General features: G+C 66.3%; 25 protein-coding genes. 8 read left to right on the plus strand and 17 right to left on the minus strand.

Going from position 1 to position 23,128, the window contains the following annotated elements; all coding sequences use genetic code 11:
- Positions 1-2: 2 nt before the first annotated feature.
- The gene (locus tag CXR42_RS06140; protein WP_425444842.1) at positions 3-155 is read left to right on the plus strand and encodes a DUF2256 domain-containing protein; all 153 of its coding nucleotides are present in this window, start codon (positions 3-5) and stop codon (positions 153-155) included.
- 38 nt (positions 156-193) lie between these two features.
- On the opposite strand, the gene CXR42_RS06145 is transcribed toward CXR42_RS06140, so the two are convergent.
- Genes CXR42_RS06145 through CXR42_RS06155 form a run of 3 tightly spaced genes read right to left on the minus strand, consistent with a single transcriptional unit; the run spans position 194 to position 1,895 of the window.
- Entirely contained in the window at positions 194-1,084 is an 891-nt protein-coding gene (locus CXR42_RS06145) for an SRPBCC domain-containing protein (RefSeq protein ID WP_103256555.1), read from the minus strand.
- Positions 1,081-1,557 carry an SRPBCC family protein gene (locus CXR42_RS06150; protein WP_103256556.1) on the minus strand — a complete coding sequence of 159 codons (477 nt, stop codon included), beginning with the start codon at positions 1,555-1,557 and terminating at the stop codon, positions 1,081-1,083. The genes CXR42_RS06145 and CXR42_RS06150 overlap by 4 nt, the downstream gene beginning before the upstream one ends.
- Positions 1,554-1,895, minus strand: a complete 342-nt coding sequence (locus CXR42_RS06155) for an ArsR/SmtB family transcription factor (RefSeq protein ID WP_103256557.1) — start codon at positions 1,893-1,895, stop codon at positions 1,554-1,556. Before CXR42_RS06155 ends, CXR42_RS06150 begins: the two co-directional genes overlap by 4 nt.
- 203 nt (positions 1,896-2,098) lie before the next feature.
- Here CXR42_RS06155 and CXR42_RS06160 point away from each other — a divergent pair, with 203 nt between their 5' ends.
- Positions 2,099-4,243 (plus strand): malate synthase G, encoded by a 2,145-nt coding sequence (locus tag CXR42_RS06160; protein ID WP_103256558.1) that lies wholly within the window; start codon positions 2,099-2,101, stop codon positions 4,241-4,243.
- Positions 4,244-4,662: 419 nt separating this feature from the next.
- Positions 4,663-6,333, plus strand: coding sequence for a DUF1963 domain-containing protein (locus CXR42_RS06165; protein ID WP_180995974.1), 1,671 nt, complete (start codon positions 4,663-4,665; stop codon positions 6,331-6,333).
- 37 nt (positions 6,334-6,370) lie between these two features.
- Here the strand turns inward: CXR42_RS06165 and CXR42_RS06170 are convergent, their stop codons facing one another.
- Together CXR42_RS06170 and CXR42_RS06175 are read right to left on the minus strand one after the other, a co-directional pair.
- On the minus strand, positions 6,371-6,604 hold the full coding sequence (locus tag CXR42_RS06170; protein WP_103256560.1) for a hypothetical protein: 234 nt from the start codon (positions 6,602-6,604) through the stop codon (positions 6,371-6,373).
- A gap of 145 nt (positions 6,605-6,749) precedes the next feature.
- A complete protein-coding gene (locus CXR42_RS06175) occupies positions 6,750-7,001 on the minus strand; it encodes a BolA family protein (RefSeq protein ID WP_103256561.1) in 252 nt (83 codons plus the stop codon).
- 74 nt (positions 7,002-7,075) lie between these two features.
- On the opposite strand from CXR42_RS06175, the gene CXR42_RS06180 reads away from it, so the two are divergent.
- Positions 7,076-7,708, plus strand: a complete 633-nt coding sequence (locus CXR42_RS06180; protein ID WP_103256562.1) for a J domain-containing protein — start codon at positions 7,076-7,078, stop codon at positions 7,706-7,708.
- Here CXR42_RS06180 and msrB read toward each other — a convergent pair.
- The gene (gene msrB, locus CXR42_RS06185; RefSeq protein WP_103256563.1) at positions 7,705-8,151 is read right to left on the minus strand and encodes a peptide-methionine (R)-S-oxide reductase MsrB; all 447 of its coding nucleotides are present in this window, start codon (positions 8,149-8,151) and stop codon (positions 7,705-7,707) included. The genes CXR42_RS06180 and msrB overlap by 4 nt on opposite strands.
- Positions 8,152-8,327: 176 nt before the next feature.
- Between msrB and cobS the strand changes: the two genes are divergently transcribed.
- The 4 genes from cobS (at position 8,328) to CXR42_RS06205 (ending at position 11,008) form a co-directional block, all read left to right on the plus strand.
- Positions 8,328-9,302, plus strand: coding sequence for a cobaltochelatase subunit CobS (cobS, locus tag CXR42_RS06190; protein WP_103257060.1), 975 nt, complete (start codon positions 8,328-8,330; stop codon positions 9,300-9,302).
- Positions 9,302-9,772 carry a hypothetical protein gene (locus tag CXR42_RS06195; protein ID WP_103256564.1) on the plus strand — a complete coding sequence of 157 codons (471 nt, stop codon included), beginning with the start codon at positions 9,302-9,304 and terminating at the stop codon, positions 9,770-9,772. The genes cobS and CXR42_RS06195 overlap by 1 nt, the downstream gene beginning before the upstream one ends.
- A gap of 146 nt (positions 9,773-9,918) precedes the next feature.
- Positions 9,919-10,257: a hypothetical protein gene (locus CXR42_RS06200; protein WP_146038008.1), complete on the plus strand. Its 339-nt coding sequence runs from the start codon at positions 9,919-9,921 to the stop codon at positions 10,255-10,257.
- Between the two features lie 19 nt (positions 10,258-10,276).
- The gene (locus CXR42_RS06205; protein ID WP_103256566.1) at positions 10,277-11,008 is read left to right on the plus strand and encodes an MgtC/SapB family protein; all 732 of its coding nucleotides are present in this window, start codon (positions 10,277-10,279) and stop codon (positions 11,006-11,008) included.
- 10 nt (positions 11,009-11,018) lie between these two features.
- Here the strand turns inward: CXR42_RS06205 and CXR42_RS06210 are convergent, their stop codons facing one another.
- The 11 genes from CXR42_RS06210 to CXR42_RS06260 form a co-directional block, all read right to left on the minus strand.
- Positions 11,019-12,266, minus strand: coding sequence for a glycerate kinase type-2 family protein (locus CXR42_RS06210; protein WP_103256567.1), 1,248 nt, complete (start codon positions 12,264-12,266; stop codon positions 11,019-11,021).
- A complete protein-coding gene (locus CXR42_RS06215; RefSeq protein WP_103256568.1) occupies positions 12,266-13,261 on the minus strand; it encodes a LacI family DNA-binding transcriptional regulator in 996 nt (331 codons plus the stop codon). The genes CXR42_RS06210 and CXR42_RS06215 overlap by 1 nt, the downstream gene beginning before the upstream one ends.
- Positions 13,261-14,424 carry a dihydrodipicolinate synthase family protein gene (locus CXR42_RS06220; protein ID WP_103256569.1) on the minus strand — a complete coding sequence of 388 codons (1,164 nt, stop codon included), beginning with the start codon at positions 14,422-14,424 and terminating at the stop codon, positions 13,261-13,263. The genes CXR42_RS06215 and CXR42_RS06220 overlap by 1 nt, the downstream gene beginning before the upstream one ends.
- Before the next feature lie 148 nt (positions 14,425-14,572).
- Positions 14,573-14,878 (minus strand): Dabb family protein, encoded by a 306-nt coding sequence (locus CXR42_RS06225; RefSeq protein WP_103256570.1) that lies wholly within the window; start codon positions 14,876-14,878, stop codon positions 14,573-14,575.
- Complete coding sequence (locus tag CXR42_RS06230; protein WP_103256571.1) at positions 14,875-16,449, minus strand: GMC family oxidoreductase; 1,575 nt, start codon at positions 16,447-16,449, stop codon at positions 14,875-14,877. Before CXR42_RS06230 ends, CXR42_RS06225 begins: the two co-directional genes overlap by 4 nt.
- Positions 16,450-16,546: 97 nt before the next feature.
- Positions 16,547-17,302: a 3-ketoacyl-ACP reductase gene (locus CXR42_RS06235; RefSeq protein WP_103256572.1), complete on the minus strand. Its 756-nt coding sequence runs from the start codon at positions 17,300-17,302 to the stop codon at positions 16,547-16,549.
- Entirely contained in the window at positions 17,299-18,786 is a 1,488-nt protein-coding gene (locus tag CXR42_RS06240; protein WP_103256573.1) for a GMC oxidoreductase, read from the minus strand. Before CXR42_RS06240 ends, CXR42_RS06235 begins: the two co-directional genes overlap by 4 nt.
- Positions 18,787-19,899 (minus strand): ABC transporter ATP-binding protein, encoded by a 1,113-nt coding sequence (locus CXR42_RS06245; protein WP_103257061.1) that lies wholly within the window; start codon positions 19,897-19,899, stop codon positions 18,787-18,789.
- Between the two features lie 61 nt (positions 19,900-19,960).
- Positions 19,961-21,199, minus strand: coding sequence for an ABC transporter substrate-binding protein (locus CXR42_RS06250; protein ID WP_103256574.1), 1,239 nt, complete (start codon positions 21,197-21,199; stop codon positions 19,961-19,963).
- Positions 21,200-21,296: 97 nt separating this feature from the next.
- Entirely contained in the window at positions 21,297-22,175 is an 879-nt protein-coding gene (locus CXR42_RS06255) for a carbohydrate ABC transporter permease (protein ID WP_103256575.1), read from the minus strand.
- Complete coding sequence (locus CXR42_RS06260; RefSeq protein WP_103256576.1) at positions 22,172-23,062, minus strand: carbohydrate ABC transporter permease; 891 nt, start codon at positions 23,060-23,062, stop codon at positions 22,172-22,174. The genes CXR42_RS06255 and CXR42_RS06260 overlap by 4 nt, the downstream gene beginning before the upstream one ends.
- Positions 23,063-23,128 lie beyond the last annotated feature (66 nt).

Consider the following 23,128-nt stretch of genomic DNA (forward strand, 5'->3'; position numbering starts at 1 on the left):
GCGTGAGGAAATCCGACCTGCCGCAAAAGACCTGCGCGACTTGCGGCAAGCCTTTCACCTGGCGGAAGAAATGGGAAAAGGTCTGGGATGAGGTCCGCTATTGCTCGGACCGCTGCCGGGCCGGGCGCAAGGCGATTTCCGAACGGAAATCGTGACGGAATTCCCCTTCGGAATTCCGCCCCCCATCGCCGCGTCAGTCTGCCCCGACGATCCGCGCCAGCTTGCCCAGGGTCTGCAACCCAAGCGCCTCGGCGCCAAAGCCCTTGGCGTCCCGGAACTCCTGTCCGGTCGCAAAGACCATGCCCAGCGTCACCAGGGTCGCCCCGCCCAGATCGTCGAACGACGCCCAGGCATCGGCGTGCTTCGGCCCGTTCTCGCCCCAGTGCAGAGTGTAATCCAGCCGTGCCTCGGGGATCACGGCGCCGTATTTGTGGTGGTTCGGAAAGACCGTCCCGTCCGGCCCGATCATGTCGAACACCCATTCGCCCCCGGCCCGCAGGTCGATCCGCGAGGTTCGGCAGGAAAACCCCTCCGGCCCCCACCATTTCGGCAAGGACTCCGCGTCCATCCAGGCACCCCAGACCACCGGGACCGGGGCCTTGATCAGCCGTTGCAGCACCATCGTCCGCTCGGCCACCCCGCCCAGGTTCGCCATCCCGGCATCGAAGCCCTGCCGATAGCCCTCGGTCATATCCTCGGCCAGCGAGGCCAGCTGGACCGTCACCGTGATCCGGCTTTCGTCGCCCGCCTGCGCGAAATCGGCCGTGACCAGCGCGGCGGACTGGCGGTCGCCCTCTTTCGAGACGACCTCATACCCGACCGAGCGGGTCTCTGGCACCAGGTCCAGCCAGCCGCCCTCGACCCGCAGATCGGGCTCGCCGGCCACCTTGCACAACAAGACTTCGCGGCCCCCGACGCGGGCATCGGCTTCCAGGAATTCCACCGTCACCGACGGCGTGGGCGCGGCCCAGACCGCCCGCGCGGCCGGAGAGGTCCAGGCCGCGTAGAGCGTCGCCACCGGGGCCGCGACCTTGCGCTGGAAGGTCAGCGTGGCGAAGCGGTCAGCGGGAAGGTCGCGGCTCATTTCACCAGCCCCTTGGCATAGTCCTCAAGCTGCGTCACCACCGTGCCCCAGCCATCGAAAAAGCCCATGTCCTCATGCGCCGCCTTGGTTTCGGGGCTGCGGTGCCGGGCGATCGCGGTATAGGTCGTGCCGCCGCCGGGCGCGTCGGACAGAAGCAGGATCGCGGTCATGAAGGGTTCCGGCGCAGGTTTCCAGCCTTCGGTATAAGCGTCGGTGAACACAAGCTTTTCGCCCGGAACCACTTCCAGGTAGACGCCCTTGTTGTCCATCACGTTGCCGTCCACATCGAAGGACGTGTTGAACCGCCCGCCGACCCGCAGGTCGATGTCCACCGCCGTCACCTTGTGCGGCTTCGGCACGAAGAAATGAGGGATGTGCTTCGGCTCGGTCCAGCACTCCCAGACCAGCGCGCGGGGCACGGCCAGGGTGCGGGTGAAGCTGAGGTCGGTCGCAGGGTCCAGATCGGGGGTCATTGCTCGCGTTCCTTCATAAGTTTCGTGACATAGTCGTCCAGCCGATCCAGCCGCGACTCCCAGACCTTGCGCTGCTCGTCCAGCCAGTCGGTCATCGGCTGCAAGGCCTTGGGCTGGAACGCGCAGGACCGGACGCGGCCGTCCTTCTGCGTGGCGACCAGGCCCGCCTCTTCCAGCACCGACAGGTGCCGCAGGATCGTCGGAAGCTTGAACCCCGACGGCCCGGCCAGCTCCGAAACCGGAGCCGGGCCCTTGGCCAACTGGTTCAGCATCATGCGCCGGGTCGGATCGGACAGGGCGTGGAACAGAAGGTCCAGGTGTGGATCATGCTTAGCCATGCTGCTAACTATATACCCTTTTCGGCTTGGGAAAAGTAAAACTTAGCCACTTGGGAAAGTTTTCACCTTCCTGTTTTCCCGACAAGTGATTTTCGGCTGTGCTTGAAATTATCCCCCTGCTTTTCTTGCCGAACCCCGGCGGGCTCGCATATTGTGTGCCATAGCATACAGAACGGCCCCGGCGGCCTTGCGGAGGACTTGCGATGACCGAACGTCTGGATCGGGCGGGGCTTCAGGTGGATGCGGTCCTGGCCCGCTTTGTCGAGGATGAGGCGCTGCCCGGCACCGGGGTGGCGGCGGGGGCGTTCTGGTCGGGTCTCGCCGGGCTTCTGGCCGGTTTCGCGCCGAAGAACCGCGCCTTGCTGGCCAAGCGCGACGACCTGCAGGCAAAGATCGACGCCTGGCACATCGCGCGGCGCGGCCAGCCGCACGACCATGCAGCCTACAAGGCTTTCCTGACCGAGATCGGCTATCTGCTGCCCGAAGGCCCCGACTTCACCATCGAGACGACGAATGTCGACCCCGAGGTCGCCACCATTCCCGGCCCGCAACTGGTGGTGCCGGTCACCAATGCCCGCTACGCGCTGAACGCGGCCAATGCCCGCTGGGGCAGTCTTTATGACTGCCTTTACGGAACCGACGCGATGGGCTCGCTGCCCCCCTCGGGCGGGTATGAGCGTGGCCGGGGCGCGCGGGTCGTGGCCCGGGCGCGGGTATTCCTGGACGAGGCCTTCCCCATCGCTGGGGCCAGCCACGCCGACGTGCGCCGCTATGTGGTGAAGGACGGCCAGCTTCTGGTCGACGACCTGCCGCTGGTGGACCCGTCGAAGTTCGCCGGCTACCGGGGCAACCCCAAGGCGCCCGACGCGGTGCTGCTGCGCAACAATGGCCTGCATGTCGAACTGGTCTTTGACCGGGCGCATTTCATCGGCTCGCGCGATCAGGCCCTGCTGGCCGACGTCCAGATGGAAAGCGCGCTTACGGCAATCATGGACTGCGAGGATTCGGTCGCCTGTGTGGACGCCGAGGACAAGGTCGGCGCCTACCGGAACTGGCTGGGGCTGATGAAGGGCAACCTGTCCGAGGCGTTCCAGAAGGCTGGCCGCACGGTAGAGCGGCGGCTTGCGGCCGACCGGGAATATCTGGACCCGAATGGCAGCCCCTTCACCCTGAAAGGCCGTGCGCTGATGTGGGTGCGCAACGTCGGCCACCTGATGACCAACCCGGCGATCCTGTTGCCGGACGGGTCCGAGGTTCCCGAGGGCCTGATGGACGCGATGGTGACGGTGGCCATCGCGCTGCATGACCTGAAGAAGACCGAGGGGATGCGGAACTCGGTCCTGGGGTCGGTCTATGTGGTGAAGCCCAAGATGCACGGGCCCGAGGAAGTGGCCTTTGCCGACGCGGTGATGGCGCGGGTCGAAGAGGTGCTGGGGCTGCCCAAGGCGACCGTGAAGCTGGGGATCATGGACGAGGAACGGCGGACCTCGGTCAACCTGAAGGAATGCATCCGGGCAGCGAAGGGGCGGGTGGCGTTCATCAATACGGGCTTCCTCGACCGGACCGGGGACGAGATCCACACCAGCATGGAAGCGGGGGCGTTCAGCCGGAAGGACTTTATCAAGCGGAAGTCCTGGATCACGGCCTATGAGAACCTGAACGTCGATATCGGGCTGGAATGCGGGTTGTCGGGCCGCGCGCAGATCGGCAAGGGGATGTGGGCGATGCCGGACCTGATGGCGGCGATGCTGGACGAGAAGATCGCCCATCCCCGCGCGGGGGCGAACACGGCCTGGGTGCCCTCGCCGACGGCGGCCACCTTGCATGCCCTGCACTACCACAAGGTCGACGTTTTCGCGGTGCAGTCCCGGCTGGCGAAGGGGGGCCGCAGGGCGCATGTGGACGGGATCCTGGACATCCCGCTGGCCAGTTTCCAGGCCTGGGACCGCGCCCAGGTCCTGCGGGAAGTCGAGAACAACGCCCAGGGGATCCTGGGCTATGTGGTGCGCTGGATCGATCAGGGGGTGGGCTGTTCGAAGGTGCCGGACGTGAACGATGTCGGGCTGATGGAGGACCGGGCGACCTGCCGGATCTCGGCCCAGCATGTGGCGAACTGGCTGCATCATGGGGTCGTCTCGGCCGACGAGGTGATGGAGGCGATGAAGAAGATGGCCGCCGTGGTGGACCGGCAGAATGCGGGCGATCCCCTCTATCGGCCGATGGCCCCGGCTTTCCAGGGGGCGGCGTTCCAGGCGGCCTGCGATCTGGTTTTCAAGGGACGGGAGCAGCCTTCGGGGTATACCGAGCCGCTTCTCCATGCCTGGCGGCTGCGGGTGAAGGCGGGGTAGTGTCCACGGTGGACAGAATCTGATTTTCTTTTTCCTTCAATGCCTTGCGCGTGGCCGTTAGGGGTTTCTCAACCTTTGGCCCGCGGGTGGCTTCGGGCGGTTTTCAAAAGGAGCGCTGACGCGCACGCCTTTGTCTCACCCTTTGCGCGCGAAGGGCGCGCAAAGGGTTCAGCTGCTTGGGGGCGCTTCGCCCCCCAAACCTCCAGAGGATATTTGCCGAAGGGAAAGCCATCCCGCCTTGCACGGGCGGCTGTCCGTGAAGTGGTCGGGGGAAATCCGCCACGGGTCAGGCCAGAACGGCGCGCCCGGTCATCGACCGGCGGATGCTTGACAGAAGTCCACCGGCAAGAGAGCAAGCACTATCTTGCGGTTGCAACGGGGAGCGGCGCCCCTGGGCCGTGCGGGTGGGAGCGTCACTGGTGAAAGCACTGGCTTTGGTTGTCGCCCTGCCTTGGTTCGTAGCCGGGATCTGGCTTTACGTGTTGAAAGAGCTTGAGACCGTCCCGATGGGCACGCTGGGGTGGTATGTGCTGATCTGGCTGGGCATCCCCCTGATCCCCGTCGCCATCTTGGTTCTGGCCGTGCGGAACCCGTTCAACAGGATGACCGCGGAAGAGCGTGAGCGCGTGATTGGCATCGTCCGCCAGTTGTCGGTGAACGAACCCGTCACGCCCGCCGATACAACCTGGATGGTTGCGCTGTTCAAGAAATACGGCGGTGGGCGCAAAGAGACGGACATGTTCCGGCTGTTGAAACGCGCGATCCGCAACGAGTTGCCCGCAATCCAGCGCGAGCGTCAGGCGGCTGAGGGCGCGCATGACGGGCCATCCATCGTGCTGGCGCGGCGGCGGCGCGGGGCGGGGTTCGACCCCAGCCGCGACGGGACCAGCTGGTTCGGCGGGCTGCCGGCCCTGGGCGACATGACCTGGCCCCTGGACGACGAGGGGCGGCCGATGACCCCACTGGCGCAGATCGACCTGACCGGACTTGCGGCGCATCTGCAGGTGCCCGGCCTGCCAGCGGAGGGAAGCCTGGCCTTCTTTGCGGCGCTGCCGGAAAAGGGCGAATGGGTCGGCAGGGTGCGCCATGTCGCGGGGCCGGTCGGCGCCACGACCAAGCCGCCGGGGGCGCTGCGGCCGGTAGAGGACCATACGGTCGGCGGTCCCCTGCGCCGGGGCGAGCCGGGCGACGGTCAGCTTCTGTTCCCGCGGATGGCCTTGGAGCTGGTGCCAGTCCACGGCAAGCGCGCTGAACAGAAGGCCGAGGTGGAGCGGGTGCTGGGACCGGCGCGCCACTACAACCTGGATGCAACCCTGTTCAAGGAGGCTTTCTCGCCCGACCGCCCCTTCAACCGCGACAGCCTGCTGCGGTTTCTGCATGGCGCGAAGATCGCGCTTGGCGCAGGCGAGAAGGCCGAGGCGGCGCTGCGGAAGATGCAGGCCTCATACACCGCGTCCGAAGCGGCGCTGGTGGCGAAGCTGGAGACGGCGACCGAGGGGCGCGAGGAGATGGAGGCGCGGTTGCAGGGGCTGCGGACCGCCCTGGGGCGGCTGGAGCGGAACCTGGCCGATTTCCCGGCCGCCGTCGCGGCCCTTGCGGCCGAGCGCGACGTGATGGAGACCTGGGCCCGGACGGGCGACCGCTGGGCGCCCCTGACCGAGGCCGAGCAGGAGACGCTGGCGCCGCTGCTGGCGCCCTGGACCGAGCATCGCGGGCTGGGCCATGTGCATCTGGACCAATGCTATGGCATCCACCGGCGTATGGGCGACTGCGTGTCCGAAACGCTGCTGGTGATGGCGGTGGCCGAGGACCGCGTCTTTGCCGCCCTGCCCCAGCCGGTGCAGGAGGCAGTCAACGGTGCCTGGCGTCAGCCCTATGACCGCGGGTTTCACCAGATGTTCGGCGAACCGGACAGCGTGCAGGACGCGGCCTCGACCTACATGGGGTATTACCTGCTGTTGCAGTTGCAATGCGACGATCTTGCCGGGTTTCACTGGGGCGATGCCGGCGTGCTGCAGTTCTGGCTGCGGCCTGCCGATCTGGAAGCGGGTCGCTGGGACCGGGTGACCATGTCCTTTGAGGGACACTAGGGGCCTATAGGTCCGGGGGGGCCTAGGTCCGGTCGGGCTAGGTCCGGTCGGGCGGGACCTGACCCAGCACGCCCACCTGACGTGCGCGGTTCGGGCGCAGCCGGACCCAGTTCAGAAGCGCGGCGGGGACACCGATCAGCAGGCCGAACACAGCGGCCCACAGGAAGGTGGCCCATTCGTAATGCCCCAGAACGAGGCCGGCGATCACGACAGCTCCGGCCACGGACGAGGCCCAGAGTGCGATCAGCCATAGACGGAGATGCGGGACCATGATGTGTCCTCCTGCATGGGTTTACGGGGGCTTAGGTGTACAAGGCTAACCGGTTGCGACCGGTTAAGTTCCCGCCATCTTAGGGAAATGCAGGCACGTTTCCGCTACCCCCGGCAAAAGGGCGCGCGCGCCGAGGAGGGGCGCGCTAGCCGATGTCCAGTGCGATCGCGTGGATGCGCTGGTTCAGATCCCCCAGCGCGGCTTGCACAGCGCGGTGGCGGGCGATGCGCGTCATGTCCTGGAAGGCCGCGGCGCGGATCATGATGCGGAAGTGGCTTTCGCCCGAGCCGTCGTCGCCAGAGTGGCCCGCGTGCTTGTGGCTTTCGTTCTCGACCACCAGCTGCGATGGCGCGAAGGCAGCGGTCAGGCGCGCCTCGATTTCGTCTTTCACGGCCATGTCAGTGCCACCCCCTTCAAAACCCTGTGGAAAGCCCTAAACTCGTGGCCCCGAGTCGGAAAGGCCCAGTTCGCATGTCCAGTCGCCCGCCATTCGAGTTCAACATCAGCGCCGCCGCTGACAAGAAGCGCAAGAAAACCGGGCGGCGCGGGATGTCGGGGGCGTTCGACACCGCCGACCGGCCCTGCGATTACCCTGGCTGCAAGGAAAAGGGCGCCTACCGGGCGCCGAAATCGCCGGACCTGCTGGATGAGTTCTTCTGGTTCTGCAAGGACCACATCCGCGAGTACAATCTGAAGTGGAACTTCTTTCAGGGGACCACGGACGAGGAGTTCCAGAAGTTCCTGGACAAGGACCGGGTCTGGGAGCGGGAGACGAAGCCGTTCAGCCGGATCGGGGATGGCAATGCCTGGGCGCGGCTGGGGGTGAACGACCCGATGGCGCTTCTGGGCGAGAAGGCGACGCAGAATCCGGGGCGCCCAAGCTCGGCCGCGACGCGGAAGCTGCCGCCGACCGAACGCAAGGCGATCGAGATCCTGGATGCGCGGGACACGATGTCCAAGACCGAGATCCGCAAGGTCTACAAGGGCCTGATAAAGGTGCTGCACCCCGACATGAACGGCGGCGACCGCAGCCACGAGGAGCAGCTGCAGGAAGTGGTCTGGGCCTGGGACCAGCTGAAGGACAGCCGGTATTTCCGCGACTAGGCCGGTCTGAAGGTCAGCGCGGCCCCATTCATGCAGTAGCGCAGGCCGGTGGGCTGGGGGCCGTCGTCGAACACATGGCCGAAATGACCGCCGCAGCGGCGGCAGTGGACTTCGGTCCGGGCGCCGAACAGGCCGCCGTCCTCACGCGTGCGGATCGCGTCCGGCAGGGGCTCCCAGAACGAGGGCCAGCCAGTGCCGCTGTCGTACTTGGTCTGTGACGAGAACGCGGCCAGGTCGCAGCCGGCGCAGTGATAGGTGCCGGCGCGGGTTTCGGTGTTCAGGCGGCTGGTGTTCGGACGCTCGGTCTCTTCCTCGCGCAGGACGCGGTAGGCCATGTCGGAGAGGCGCGCGCGCCATTCGGCCTCGGTCAGGGAGACCTCATAGCTTTCGGCCCGGGCCATTGGCGCGGCAAGGACGGTGAGAAGGAACAGGCGGCGGTGCATTGGCGGTCCTTTCGTGGGCAGAGGATATGCGCCAAGCTACGCACGCAAGAAGCGGCAAGTTTCAGGATCACGCAATCGGGAAGTCCGCCCTTCCCCTTGAACCCCCCGGCGTTATGTTCCAAGGATGCCGTGGTGCGGTGCAATGGGGCGCTGCCGGCGAAAGATGGACCTTCACGATGCTGGATCAGGTGATGAAACCGACCGAGGAAATCTCGGTCCGCGATGTGTTCGGGATCGACACCGACATGCGTGTGAAGGGCTTCGCCGACCGCACCGACCGGGTGCCCGAGATCGACCCAACCTACAAGTTCGACCCCGATACCACTTTGGCCATCCTGGCAGGCTTTGCCTATAACCGCCGGGTGATGATCCAGGGCTATCACGGCACGGGGAAATCCACCCATATCGAGCAGGTCGCCGCCCGGCTGAACTGGCCCTGCGTCCGGGTCAACCTGGACAGTCACATCAGCCGGATCGACCTGATCGGCAAGGACGCGATCAAGCTGCGCGACGGCAAGCAGGTGACCGAGTTCCACGAGGGCATCCTGCCCTGGGCGCTGCGGAACCCCGTCGCCATCGTGTTCGACGAATACGACGCGGGCCGCGCGGACGTGATGTTCGTGATCCAGCGCGTGCTGGAGCATGACGGCAAGCTGACGCTGCTGGACCAGAACGAGATCATCACCCCGCATCCCTGCTTCCGCCTGTTAGCCACCGCGAACACCGTGGGTCTGGGCGACACGACCGGGCTGTACCACGGCACCCAGCAGATCAACCAGGCGCAGATGGACCGCTGGAGCCTGGTGGCGACGCTGAACTATCTGTCCCACGACGCGGAAACCGCGATCGTGCTGGCCAAGAACGCGCATTACAACACCGAGAAGGGCCGCAAGACCATCAGCCAGATGGTGGCGGTGGCCGACCTGACCCGGACTGCCTTCATGAACGGCGACCTGTCCACGGTCATGTCGCCCCGGACGGTGCTGAACTGGGCGCAGAATGCCGAGATCTTCCGCAACGTGGGCTATGCCTTCCGGCTGACCTTCCTGAACAAATGCGACGAGCTGGAGCGGCAGACCGTGGCCGAGTTCTACCAGCGCTGCTTTGCCGAGGAACTGCCGGAGTCGGCGGCCAGCATGGCGATGAAGTGATGCGGGCGGGGCAGGCCTTCGGGTTTGCCCTGGCGCTCTCCTGCGCTCCGGGTGCGGCCGCCGCCCAAGCGACGGCGGATGAATTGCTGGCCTGCGCGGCCGAGTACGAGGCACGTGCAACCTATGCCGGAGTCCTTGGGCAGGGGGACGCGGGCCATCTTGCCTTTCTTTCGGGGCGGGCCGACCTGTTCTTGCATCTTGCCGAGATGCGCTCTCCAACCTTTTGGGCTGGCTGCAGCAGCGACCGCGCGCCACTGTTAAGTCTGGTCCTGTGTGTCGGTCCGAAAGACCTGAGTGGGGAACGGCATGCCCTTGCAGAAGAGCGTCTAATCGAACTGGCGGACACCTATCGCGGCAATCTTCGTCTGGAAGCCTGCATGGTGGATGAAGGTTGCGCCGACTGCATGCGGCTTTTCAACCGGATGGTCCGCGCCAACTTCCCGCAATCGTACAACACCACGCCACCCTGACCGCCAGCTGCCTGCCGCAGAAGTTTTCATTCTGCCTTGAAAAAGTGCTTTTCTGCGCGCCCAATGCTGAAATGGCGCGTGGTTTGCGAACATGTCTTGCCGTCTTTCTGCTTGGGGTTTCCAGCGGTCCCGGGGCGGCTGAGGCCTTGCTTCAGCAGTTTGCCGTCTGCGCCGGTCGGCTGTCGGCCGTGATGGAAGATCAGTGGATGTTCGACGGCCCGGCCTCGGAACACACCAGGGACGAGCTTGCGGCCATGGTCGCGCTGGTCGAGGCCCTGATGCCGCCGGACAGCGGGGTCCGGGTGATGGATTGGCGGATCAAGGCCAAGGTGGCGCAGCGCGCGCTCCTCTATCAGGCGCGGTTCAGGACGGATGCCCGGCTGTCCGCGGTAGCGATGGCGCGGGCCGAGGCCCTGACGGCCGAGTGCCGGTCGCTGCTCTTGGGCCAGGCGGGAACTTTGGCGGACGTGGCTGCGTTGAATTGAATTAACTTCGGACCGGATAATGACGTTAGACAGCCTGCTTGCCCTGCTGCAAGACCATACCATCACCCTGCCCCTGGGCCTGAGCGTCCTTGCCGGACTTCTGATCGGCATCGAGCGCGAGTTTCGCGGCAAGCCCGCGGGGGTGCGGACCCATGCACTGGTCTGCCTCGCCTCGGCGTTAATGACGCTGCTGGGCCTGCGGATGGACGAATGGCTGACCACCCTGCCCCCGGATGCGCAGATCGTCACCGACATGGCGCGGATGCCGCATGCGATCCTGACCGGGATCGGTTTTCTGGGCGCGGGCGTGATCTTCCGCGAGGGGCCGGCGGTGCAGGGGTTGACCACGGCGGCCTCGGTCTGGTTGACGGCGGCCTTGGGGATCGTCTTTGGCGCGGGTCTGCTGGAGTTGGGGGTGATCGGCACGGTGGTGGCGCTGCTGGTGCTGGTGCTGTTCCGGCTGTTGCAGCGGGTGCTGCCGGCGCGGCCGGTGATCCGGCTGGACGTGGTGGTGCCACAGGCCAGCGCGCTGGATGCGGCGGTCTTGTCCAAGGTGCTGGACCGGATCGGGCTGAAGGCCGGGCCGATTTCCTTGTCGCAGGATGTGGCGCTGGGGCTGCGGCGCTACAAGTTGCTGGCAGCAGGGCTGGACCAGCGCATCGACTGCGACGAGGTGGCGCGGGCCGTGCGCGACACGGCGGCGCTGCACAAGCTGACCGTGGTGCCGCTGGACCGCGACACGGGGAACTAGGCGCCGGGAACTAGGCGGCGGGCGGCTGGATCAGGATGGCGCGGAAGTCGTTGACGTTGGTTAGCGTCGGGCCGGTGATGACCTGAGCGTTGGCCGTGGCGAAAAAGCTGTGGGCGTCGTTGCGGGCCAGCGCCTCGGCCGCGCCGGGGGTGTGCAGGGTATCGGGGCTGACCAGCGCGCCCGCAACCTCGGCCGCGCCGTCGACGCCGTCGGTGTCGCAGGCGATGGCGTGGATCCCGGGGTGGCCTTGCAGGGCAAGCGCGAGGGCCAGGCAGAATTCGGCATTCGGCCCCCCTACCCCGTCGCCGGTGCGGGTGACGGTCAGCTCGCCGCCCGAAAGCAGCAGGATCGGCCGGTCGCCGGGTTTCAGGGTGGCGGCGATTGCGGTTGCCATGGCGGCCTGATCGCGGGCCACGTCGCGCGCCTCGCCTTCCAGCCGGTCGCCAAGGGTGCGCACTTCGGCCAGCGGGTCAGCCAGCGCGGCGGCAGCGGCGAGGGACTGGGCGGGCGCGGCATAGATGACGTTTTCAGTGCGGGAAAGGCGCGGGTCGCCGGGCGGGACGACCTGGGATTTCGCCAGGGCCGCACGGGCGGATTCGGGAACCGGGATCTGCCAGCGGTCCAGCACGGCGCGGGCGTCCTGCGCCGTGCTGGCGTCGCCGACCGTGGGGCCCGAGCCGATGAAGGCCGGATCGTCGCCCGGCACGTCCGAGATCATCAGCGACAGCATCCGCGCTGGGTAGGCGGCGGCGGCAAGCTGGCCGCCCTTCACGCGGGACAGGTGCTTGCGCACGGTGTTCATCGCCGAAATCGGCGCGCCCGAGGCAAGGAGTGCGGCGTTGACCTGCTGCTTTTCGGCCAGCGTCATGCCGGTGGCCGGCGCACAAAGGAGAGCAGAGGCCCCGCCCGAGATGAGGGCGAGGACGAAATCGTGTTTCGTCAGACCCTGGAGGAGGTGCAGCATCTGCTGCGTCGCCTCGACCCCGGCCTGGTCGGGGACCGGATGGGCGGCCTCGACGATGCGGATGCCCTGGCAGGGGCGGCCATAGCCATAGCGGGTGATGACCAGACCCTGACACGGTCCCCAGACGGCCTCGACCGCCTCGGCCATGCGGGCGGAGGCCTTGCCGGCGCCGATCACCAGGACGCGGCCCTTGGGCTTGTCCGGCAGGAACCCGGCCAGCGAGCGCATGGGATCGGCCACCTCGACCGCGCGGTCAAAGAGGCTGCGAAGGAAGCGGGCGGGGTCAGGAATCATCACAGGCTCGACGCGCGGGGGATCAGGGTGACCGGTGTAATCGTTTCCGGCGGCGGGCGACGGTCGTTTTCCAGCCAGTTCAGCACGGTTTCCGCCATCTGCCGGCCAAAGCCCGCGATATCGCAACGGACCGAGGAGAGCGCGGGATAGACCTGGGCGCAATCTTCGATGTCGTCGAAGCCGACGATCTTGAGGCTGGTGCCGATGCTGCGGCCCTGTTCGGCGCAGCCGGTCAAGAGGCCAAGGGCGGTCAGGTCGTTGAAGCACAGGACAGCGTCGACGCCGGGGTTTTCCTCGGACAGACGGCGGGCGGCTTCGCGTCCGAAGGCCCGTCCGGGGCGGCCGGGAAGGTGAAGCGGTGTCCGGCCATTGGCAGCAAGCGTCGCAAGGTAGCCGGACATGCGAAGCTGTGTGACGGCGCGGCCTTCGAGGCCGCCCAGGAAAGCGATGTGCCTGGCACCTTGGGCAAGGAGGTGTTCCGTGGCCAGGCGGCTGCCGGTCGGGTAATCGGGGGCCGCGAAGGGGACACGTTCGCTGGACACGACCTGGCGCAGGACCTGCAACGCAGGCACATTGGCGCGGGCGATGGCGTCAAAGGCGGTCTCGTCGCCATAGGCGGGCGAGACGATCAGGGCCGAGACGCCGTGTTCCAGCATCGCGCCGATGACCTGCGCCTGGAGTGCGGGGTCTTCGTCGGTATTGGCAAGGACGGTGGCATAGCCCCGGGCCGAGAGGGCCATCTGCAGCGAGGTGGCGAACTCGGTGAAAAACGGGTTCCGCAGGTCGTTGATGACGACGCCGATCAGGCCCGCATTGGAGGATCGCAGGTTGGCGGCGGCGCGGTTGTAGACGTAGCCAAGCTGCGCCATGGCCCGGCGCACGTCATTGCGCGTTTCCTCACGCACCAGGGGGCTTTGTTGCAGCACCAGGCTGACGGTCGATTTGGAGACGCCCGCAAGCGTCGCCACGTCGATGATCGTCGGCCGTTTGTCCATCAGTCCTGGTCGATCCCGTGGAGCGTGAGCAGCACCTTCATTCGCGCTTCTGCCAGATCGGGCCGCGAAAGCAAGCCTGCGGCGTCGGCAAGGCGAAACACCTGGGCGTAATGGGTGATGTCGCGGCTGGACTGGAACCCTGCGGGCATGATGAAGTGCCTCTGGTGGCCGTTCAGCCAGCTTAGGAAGGCGATGCCTGCCTTGTAAAAGCGGGTGGGGGCGCGAAAGATTTCACGGGAAAGGGGGACGGTCGGGGCCAGGAGGCGGTGGTAGGTGGCGTGGTCGCCTTGCGCCAGCGCCTCAAGCGCCTGTGCCGCGGCGGGCGCGATTGCGGCGAAGATGCCCAAGAGCGCGTGGGAGTGGTGGGCGCCGTCGCCTTCGATCAGCGGGGCATAGTTGAAGTCGTCGCCGGTATAGAGGCGGACGCCGGCGGGAAGGCGGGCGCGGAAGGCTTCTTCGTGGGCCTGGTCGAGGAGAGAGATCTTGATGCCGTCCACCTTGGCGGGGTTTTCCCGGATCAGGTTCAGGACGAAGTCCGAGGCCTTGGCAATATCCGTCGTGCCCCAATAGCCTGCAAGCGCGGGGTCGAACATGTCGCCCAGCCAGTGCAGGATGACCGGGTCTTTCGCGCCATCGATCAGGTGGCGGTAGACATGGTGGTAGGTGTCCTGGGGCGCCCTGATCGCGGTAAATGCGCGGGAGGCCATGAGGATGAGTTGCCCGCCAGCGGCCTCGATCGCCTCGGCCTGGTCGGTGTAGGCGGCGCGGATGGCGTCGGGGGTGGCAAGGTCTTGCGCGTGGTCGGTCCCTGCCCCACAGGCGACGCGGGGGCGCATCGGGTGCGCCTTGGCGGCGCGCATGGTGCGCTGGATCAGTTGAAGCGCCGTCGGCCAGTCGACGCCCATGCCGCGTTGGGCGGTGTCCATCGCTTCGGCGAGGTGGAGGCCCTGGTCCCAGAGTTGGCTGCGAAAGGCCAGGGTCGCCTCCCAGTCGACGGCGGGCCTGGTGTCCCAGGGGGAACGTTCGCGCAGGGGATCGCTGATGACATGGGCCGCGGCAAAGGCGGTACGGGTAAGCGGTGTGCGGGGTGCACGCGGCGTAAGGGGGCTGCCGGCGAGGCAGTAGGGGTCCAGGCGGGCGTCGGCGGTGGGCAGGGTCAGCATGAGGTTGCCTCTCGGGCGGGTTTGACATTGAGCGCTGGCGCGCACGGCTTTTGTCTCGCCTTTTGCGCGTGAAGAACGCGCAACGGCTCGGACGTTGGGGGCGCTTCGCCCCCCAAACCCCCAGAGGATATTTGGGGACAGAAAATGGTCATGGGATCGGAAGGTCGAACACGAGGAGGCCGTCGATGCCACCCTGGGCAGCGGCGACGAGGGCGGCGCCGACGCGCTTGTGGTCGGGGTGGGCCTGGTAGGCGGCCAGCGCGTCCCAACCGGCGAAGTCGACGGTGAAGCCATGGAGGTAGCCGCGTTCGATCTTCTCGGGGCTTTCGGAGCGGCCGGAGTGGATGGCGAGGATGCCGGGGAGGCTCAGGGCGTGGAGGTCGGCGAAGATGCCTGCGATCAGGGCGTCGGTGACTTCGGGGCGGGCTTTGAGAAGGACGATGTGACGGATCATTTGCGGGCTTCCTTTATGAGGTCGGCGGCTTTCTCGGCGATCATGATCGTGGCGGCGTTGGTGTTCGACGAGACGACAGTGGGCATGACCGAAGCGTCGACGACGCGGAGGTTTTCGATGCCATTGAAGCGGAGATGCGGGTCGACGACGGCCTCCATATCCGCGCCCATGCGGCAGGTGCCGGCGGGGTGGTGGTCGGTCTTGGCGTTCTTCACGGCGTAGTCGAAGTAGTCCTCGTCGGTTTTGACTTCGGGACCGGGGAGGCGTTCGGCCAGGACGAAGGGTTTCAGGGCGGGTTGGCGCATGATCTCTTGCGCGAGTTTGAGGCCCTTGATCGACATCTCGCGGTCGTAGGGGTCTTCCCAGTAGTTCGGGTCGATCAGGGGGGCGGCGTTCGGGTCATTGGACGCGAGCCTGACAGTTCCGCGCGAGCGGGGTCTAAGGAAGGCGGAGTTCAGGGTGACGCCGCCCTGGGGCATGGCGGCGACGCCGGCCTCGATCCCCGAGCCGAGGCCGAGGTGGAACTGGATGTCGGGGCTGCGGGCGGAGGGGTCGGCGTACCAGAAACCTCCCGTCTCGAAGAGGGAGGAGGCGACCGGGCCTTTGCGCGTCAGCAGGTACTGCAGGCCTGCGAGGGCGGACCAGTGCGGTTTGGCGTAGCGGTCGTAGGTGTGCGGGCCGGTGCATTCGGCGATCACGAAGAGGTCGAGGTGGTCCTGCAGGTTCGCGCCGACCTGCGGGCGGTCGAGGACCACGGGGATGCCGAGGCGGGTGAGGTCGTCGGCGGGGCCGATGCCCGAGAGTTGCAGGAGGCGGGGGGAGCCGATGGCGCCGGAGGAGAGGATGACTTCGGTGCTGGCGCGACGGGTGCCTTCCGTGGTTTCGACGCCGACTGCCCTGCCCTTTTCGGTGACGATGCGCAGGACCTGCTGGCCGGTTTTCACGGTCAGGTTCGGGCGACCCAGGGCGGGTTTCAGGAAGGCGGTCGAGGTCGAGGAGCGGCGATACCAGCGTTGGGTCAGCTGGTAGTAGCCGAGGCCGTCTTGCGTCTCACCGGTGAAATCGTGGTTGCGGGGGATGCCAAGCTCGGCCCCGGCGGCGAAGAAGGCCTCGCAGATCGGCAGGGGCGCGCGGGGTTGGCTGACGCCGAGCGGGCCGTCGGTGCCGTGAAAGCGGTTGTCATGGGTGTCGTTGTGTTCCGACTTGCGGAAATAGGGCAGCACGTCCTCATACCCCCAGCCGGGGCAGCCCATCTGCCGCCAGTCGTCATAGTCCTGCGCGTTGCCGCGGGTGTAGAGCTGGGCATTGATCGAGGAGCCGCCGCCGATCACCTTGGCCTGCGTGTAGCGGATCTGCATGCCCTTCATGTGCCGCTGCGGGACGGTCTGCCAGCCCCAGCTTCCGATGCCCTTGGTCATTTTCGCGAAGCCTGCGGGCAGGTGGTAGAACGGGTGGCGATCACGGCCCCCGGCTTCAAGGAGGAGGACCTTGGCGGTGGGGTTCTCAGACAGGCGGGCAGCGAGGACGCAGCCTGCGCTGCCGCCGCCGATGATGATGTAGTCGTAGGTCATTGGGGCGCCTTGGTGCGGCCGGGAAGCCGGAATTTTCGAAAATTCCGGGCAAAATTCTTCGAAGAATTTTGCGGTGCGCGGGGTGGAGAGGTCATTGCTACAGTCTTTCGATGGAGAGGCCGCCGTCGACCGGGATCACCGCCCCGGTGGCGAAGGCAAACTGTCCGGTGACAAGGGGGAGGACGGCCTGGCCGATGTCCGATGGCTGCCCCCAGCGGCCAGCGGGGACGAGGCCTTGCGCGATGCGGGTGTCGTATTTGTCCTTCACGCCTGCGGTCATGCCGGTTTCGATGATGCCGGGGCGCAGTTCGAAGACGCCGATGTTGTGGGGGGCGAGCCTTAGCGCCAGCGTCTGCGCGGCCATCGCGGCGGCGGCCTTGGAGATGCAATAATCGGCACGCTCGGGGCTGGCCATCTGGGCCGAGACGGAGGTCACGAAGGTGATGGAGCGGTAGTGCCCGGCTGGGGTGGCGAGCATGCGTTTGGCGACCTGTTGGGCGAGGAAGAAGGCTCCGGTCAGGTTGATGTTCAGGATCCAGTCGAAGTTTTCAGGCGTGAGGTCGAGCATGTCGCCCCGGACCTTGGCGGCCACTCCGGCGTTCTGGATCAGGGCGTCGAGGGGGCCTTGCTGGGCTTCGATCAGGTCCAGAAGCGCCGGGATGGCAGCGACGTTCGAGAGGTCGTGCTGGTAGTAGCGGGCGTCCGGCAGGGATTGCAGGGCTTGTTGGACGGTCGCGTCCTCGGGGGCCGAGCGGGAGGCGATGGCGAGGCGGAAGCCTTGGGTGGCAAGGGCCTGGGCGATGCCGAGGCCGATGCCTTGCTGGCCTCCGGTAATCAGGGCGAGGGGTTTCATGTGTGGGCTTTCGCGATGTGGTCACCCGCGCGGAGGGCGAGGGCTGCGATGGTGAGCGAGGGGTTCACGGCTGCCGACGTCGGCAGGACCGAGGCGTCGACGATGTAGAGGTTGTCCAGGTCGTGGGCCTTGAGGTTGGGGTCAACGACGGAGGTCTGCGGGTCCGCGCCCATGCGGTTGGTGCCGCATTGGTGGGAGGGTTTGGATTTGGGGAAGCCCCGGGCCAAGGTGATGGGCCAGCCTGCCTTCTTCATCGCCTGTTTCAGGCGCTGGACGAGGAGGTCGTGGGCCTTGGTGTTGGTCTTTTTCCAGTCGAGGACGACTTCGTTGTTCCGCCACAGGACGCGAGAGTTCGGGTCGGGCAGGTCCTCGGACATGGCCATGATGTGGATCGAGTGGTCGGCGATGTGGTGGGCGAGCCAGAGGGGAAGGCCCGCCTCGCCCGCAAGGATCGGGCCAGTGATGCGGCCGAGCATCTGAATGTTGCCGAGGGGTTCGTTATTGGGACCGCCGGTCAGGTAGAGGTCGTTGATCTGGATGGTTTTCTCATAGGTCGTGCGGTTGCGGCGGAAGGGGTTGTAGGCGACCATGCCGGTCAGGTTGTGGTTCATGAAGTTGCGCCCGACCTGGTCGGAGCGGTTGGCAAGGCCGGTGGGGTAGTGGTCGTTGGCACTGGCGAGGAGGAGGGCGGAGGAGAGGATGGCTCCGGCAGACAGGACCACGAGGGGGGCGGTGAGCGTCTCGCGGGTGCCTTGGCGGTCCACCTCGATGCCGGTTATGCGGCGGGCGTCGGAGAGAAGGCGGGTGACTTTGGTGTTCGTTTGCAGCGTGACGTTGGGGTGCGTCAGCGCCTCGGCCAGCGCGCAGGATTCGGCGTCGGATTTCGCTCCGGTCGTGCAGGGGAAGGCGTCCCAGCCGGTCTTTGCGCGTTTCAGCCAGGCGTCGATGTCCACGCCCAGCGGGAGGGCGGAGACGTGGAGGCCTTGGGCTTGGAATGCGGCGCGGAGGCGTTGGATATCGGGCTCATCCGGGACGGGGGGGAAGGGATAGGGGGCGGAGTGCGGTGGTTCGGAGGGGTCGTTCGCAACGTCGCCCCGGACGCGGTAGAGGGTTTCGGCCTGGGAATACCAGGGTTCAAGGTCGGCGTAGGCGATGGGCCAGCCGGGGGTGGTGCCTTCGAGGTGGCGGAGGGGGGCGAAATCCTCGGCCCGGTAGCGCAGGAGGACCGCGCCGTAGAATTTGGTGTTGCCGCCGACATAGGCGTAGTTGCCGGGCTGCAGGGGCTCGCCCGAGATGTCGCGCCAGGTCTCGTTCGGCTTGAAATGGCCGCGCTGGAAGATGGCGGCGGGGTCGCGGGCTTCGGGCGAGTCCTTCAAGTAATCGCCGCGTTCCAGGATCAGGATGCGGCGGCCGGTGGGGGCGAGTGCGGCGGCGAGGGTCGCGCCGCCCATGCCGGAGCCGATGATGATGATGTCGGGTTGCATTCAGGTGGTGATCCGTTCCTCGGTTGTCGGATCGAAGGCTACCGCCTTTTCCATGTTCACCGCGAACTCGAATGTCTGTCCGGGGGCGACGGAAGCGTCGGCGCGCATCCTTGCGATGGCGTCGCGGCCAGAGACGGCCATCGTCGCGAAGGTGTCTGCCCCGGCAGGTTCGATCACGGCGACGCGGTTGGTCAGGGGCTGGATGTTACCGGACTTGCGGTCCGCGCCTTCGGGATCGGTGATCGCCTCGGGGCGGATGCCGAGGAGGATGGGCTTGCCCTGCCACTGTGCCAGGTTGGGTTGGGAGAAGCGCAAGGTGCGGGGGGTGCCGTCGGCGTCGGTGATGGCGGCGTGGGGGTGGCCGTTTTCCATGACCACCGTGGCGGGGACGATGTTCATCGCGGGGCTGCCCATGAAGGTGGCGACGAACAGGTTCGCCGGCGTGTCGTAGATTTCCTTCGGAGTGCCCAGTTGCTGGACATGGCCCTTGTTCATCACCGCGATGCGGGTGGAGAGGGTCAGCGCCTCGATCTGGTCGTGGGTGACGTAGACGATGGTGGTGCGCAGCTTCTGGTGGAGCTTCTTGATCTCGGTCCGCATGTCGACGCGGAGCTTGGCGTCGAGGTTGGAAAGCGGCTCGTCGAAGAGGAATACGTCAGGGTTCCGCACGAGTGCGCGGCCCATCGCGACGCGCTGGCGCTGGCCGCCGGAAAGCTGGCCGGGCTTGCGGTCGAGGAGGGTCTCGATTTGCAGGAGCTTGGCGACATCGGCCAGCGCGCGGTCACGCTCGGGCTTGGGGACACCGTGCATCTCCAGCCCGAAGGTCATGTTCTGGCCGACGGTCATGTTGGGGTAAAGCGCGTAAGACTGGAACACCATCGCGATGTTGCGCTTGGACGGATGCACCCCGTTGACCACGCGGCCCTTGATGGCGATCTCGCCGCCCGTGATCCCTTCCAGCCCCGCGATCATGTTCAGAAGCGTGGACTTCCCGCAGCCGGAAGGGCCGACGAGGACGAGAAACTCGCCTTCTTCAACCGCGATGTCGATGCGGTGCAGGACCTGGACCGGCCCGTAGGATTTGGTAACGTTGCGGATGTCGAGAAAGCCCATGTTCGTCCTCATGTCGTTGGGTGGCCCCATCCCACGGGAGGGAGGGATGGGGCCGGTTGCCTTACCGGGCCGCCGCGATGGCGTCGGCAAGGGCGGTTGCGGCCTCTTCGGGGGTCTGGTCAGAGTTGAAGAAGGCGGTGATGGCGTCGGTGGCGGCGCCCACGACGGCGGCGTTGGCGGCGTGGGTGCCGGCGAAGGTCGGGAGAGCGGTTCCGCCCGCGTCATTGGCGGCAAGGGCCGTGCTCGTCGCTTGGGCGCAGACGTCCATCGCCGAAAGGTCGATGTCAGTGCGGGCCGGGATCGCGCCCTTGGCCTGGTTGAAGGCGATCTGGACGGACGCGTCCATGATGGCCGAGGCAAGCACTTCCTGGCCCTTGATCAGGTCGGGGTCGGTTTGCGTGAACAGGGACAGCGAGTTCACCAGGTAGACGAAGGCATCGCCTTTGGCCTTGGGGACCGGGATGCAGGCGTAGTCGTCGCCGGGCTTTTTGCCGGCATTGGTGAATTCGCCCTTGGCCCAGTCGCCCATGATCTGCATCGCGGCCTCGCCGTTGATGACCATCGAGGAGGCAAGGTTCCAGTCGCGGCCGGGGAAGTTCGGGTCGACCATGCCGCGCAATTCGGCCATCTGGGCAAGGACCGCGATCATCTCGGGGCCGCGCAGGGTGGAGTCGTCGAGGTCGATGAGGGCTTTGCGGTAGAACTCCGCGCCCCCGACCCCGGCGGCGACGGCTTCGAACATGTAGGCTTCCTGCCAGGCCTGCCCACCGTGGGCCAAGGGGATGATCCCGGCCTCCACGAACTTTGGCGCGAGGGCGTTCAGCTCTTCCCAGGTGGTGGGATAGGCCGCGCCGATCTTGTCGAAGGCGGCTTTGGAGGCCCAGATCATGTCAGTGCGGTGGACGTTGGTGGGGACAGAAACATAGTGGCCGTCGATCTTGGTCCAGTCCTTGACAGCCTGCGGCAGGGCGGCGTCCCAGCCTTGCGCCGAAGCCAGGGCGTCGACGTTGCCCAGCATCCCCTCAGCCGCCCAGTCGGTGATCGTCTGGCCCAGCATCAGCATCGCCGCGGGCGGGTTGCCGGAGGCGATGCGGGCCTGCAGCGCGGTCTTGGCCTGGTCGCCCCCACCCCCGGCGACGGGCGCGTCGGTCCAGGCGACGCCCTCGGCCACCACCTTGTCGCGGACGGCGCCCAGAGCGGCGGCCTCTCCGCCAGAGGTCCAGAAGTGCATCACCTCGACCGACGGCTCGGCGAAGGCGGGGGTCGCGAGGAGGAGGGCAGTTATGGACAAGGCTCTCATATGCGGTATTCCTTCCGGTGTTCGCCCTTGTTGGTGTGAAAGCGGGCTTGGGTTGAACAAAGACCGTCGGGCGGTTGCCGCCGCCCGGCGGTCGGCCTTACCCCTTGACCGACCCCGCCATCAGCCCGCGCACGAAGTAGCGGCCTGCGACGATGTAGACGAAGAGGGTGGGAAGGGCGGCAAGGATCGCGCCCGCGAAGTGGACGTTGTATTCCTTCACGCCGGTCGAGGATTGGACGAGGTTGTTGAGGGCGACGGTCATCGGCTGGCTGGTGCCTCCGAACGAGACACCGAAGAGGAAGTCGTTCCAGATGTTGGTGAATTGCCAGATGACCGAGACGACGGCGATGGGGCCGCTGACCGGCAACAGGATGCGCCAGAAGATGCGGAAGAACCCTGCCCCGTCGATCATCGCGGCGCGGACGAGTTCGGTGGGGAAGCTGGCGTAGTAGTTGCGGAAATACAGGGTCGTGAAGCCGATCCCGTAGACCACATGCACCAGGATCAGGCCGGGTACGGTTCCGGCGAGGCCAAGCTTGCCCAGGACCACGGCCATCGGGATCAGGACGATCTGGAACGGGATGAAGCAGGAGAAGAGCATCAGCCCGAAGACCCAGGTATCGCCCCGGAAGCGCCATTTGGTCAGGACGTAGCCGTTGAGGGCTCCGATGATGGTGGAGATGGCGACGGCGGGGACGACCATCAGGATGGAGTTGATGAAATAGGGCTTCAGGCCCGTGGGTTCGACGCCGATCTGGGCGGTGGACCAGGCGCTGCGCCAGGGGTCCAGCGTCCATTCGGACGGCAGGGCCATCATGTTGCCGCCGGTGATCTCGGCCAGGGGTTTGAGGGAGTTCACGCCCATCACGTAAAGGGGGAGAAGGTAGAACACCGCGAAGAGGAGGAGGGTTAGGTAGATCAGCGCTCGGGTGAAGCGGCCGGTGGAGACAGCGGTGTCTTGGGTCGCGACGCTCATGCCTTCTTCTCCTTCAACTCGGCGTATAGGTAGGGGACCATGATCGCGGCGATGGTCATCAGCATGATCACGGCAGAGGAGGCGCCGATGCCCATCTGGTTGCGTGTGAAGGTGTAGGAATACATGAAGGTCGCGGGCATTTCGGTGGCCCGGCCGGGGCCGCCGCCGGTCAGCGCGATGACAAGGTCGTAGGACTTGATCGCGAGGTGCGACAGGATGACGAAGGCCGACAGGAAGGCCGGGCGGAGAAGCGGGATCACGATGCGGCGGTAAAGCTGCCAGTTCGACGCGCCGTCGATCTGGGCGGCCTTCAGGATCTCGTTGTCTATCCCGCGAAGACCTGCCAGGAACATCGCCATCACGAAGCCCGAGGTCTGCCAGACGGCGGCGATGACGATGGTGTAAAGCGCCATCTCGCCGTCCTTGATCCAGGTGAAGGAGAAGGACTCCCACCCCCACTGGTGCATGATGCGTTCAAGGCCAATGCCGGGGTCGAGGAACCATTTCCAGGCGGTGCCGGTGACGATGAACGACAGGGCCATCGGGTAAAGGTAGATGGGACGCAGCATCCCCTCACCCCGGATCTTCTGGTCGAGGAAGATCGCCAGCATCAGGCCGATGACGGTGCAGATCACGATGTAAAGCGTGGCAAAGATCGCGATGTTGGTGATCGCGGTGGTCCAGGCGGGAAGGGCAAAGAGTTTCTCGTAGTTCTCGAAGCCGACCCAGTCATAGCGGGGCAGCATCTTCGAGCCGGTGAAGGACAGCACCACGGTAAAGAGGATGAAGCCGTAGACGAAAAGCAGCGTCACGGCGAAGGAGGGGGCAAGCACCAGCTTTGGCAGCCAATCCTGTAGCGTCGTGCGGAAATCGGCCTTGGTGGCCATCGGTCCCTCCCGTTGGTTCTGGGGCACAAAAGTTTTCGAAAACTTTTGGCAAATTCCTTCGAAGGA

This window comes from Tabrizicola aquatica, from assembly GCF_002900975.1.
In the GTDB taxonomy this organism is placed as follows: Bacteria; Pseudomonadota; Alphaproteobacteria; order Rhodobacterales; family Rhodobacteraceae; genus Tabrizicola; species Tabrizicola aquatica.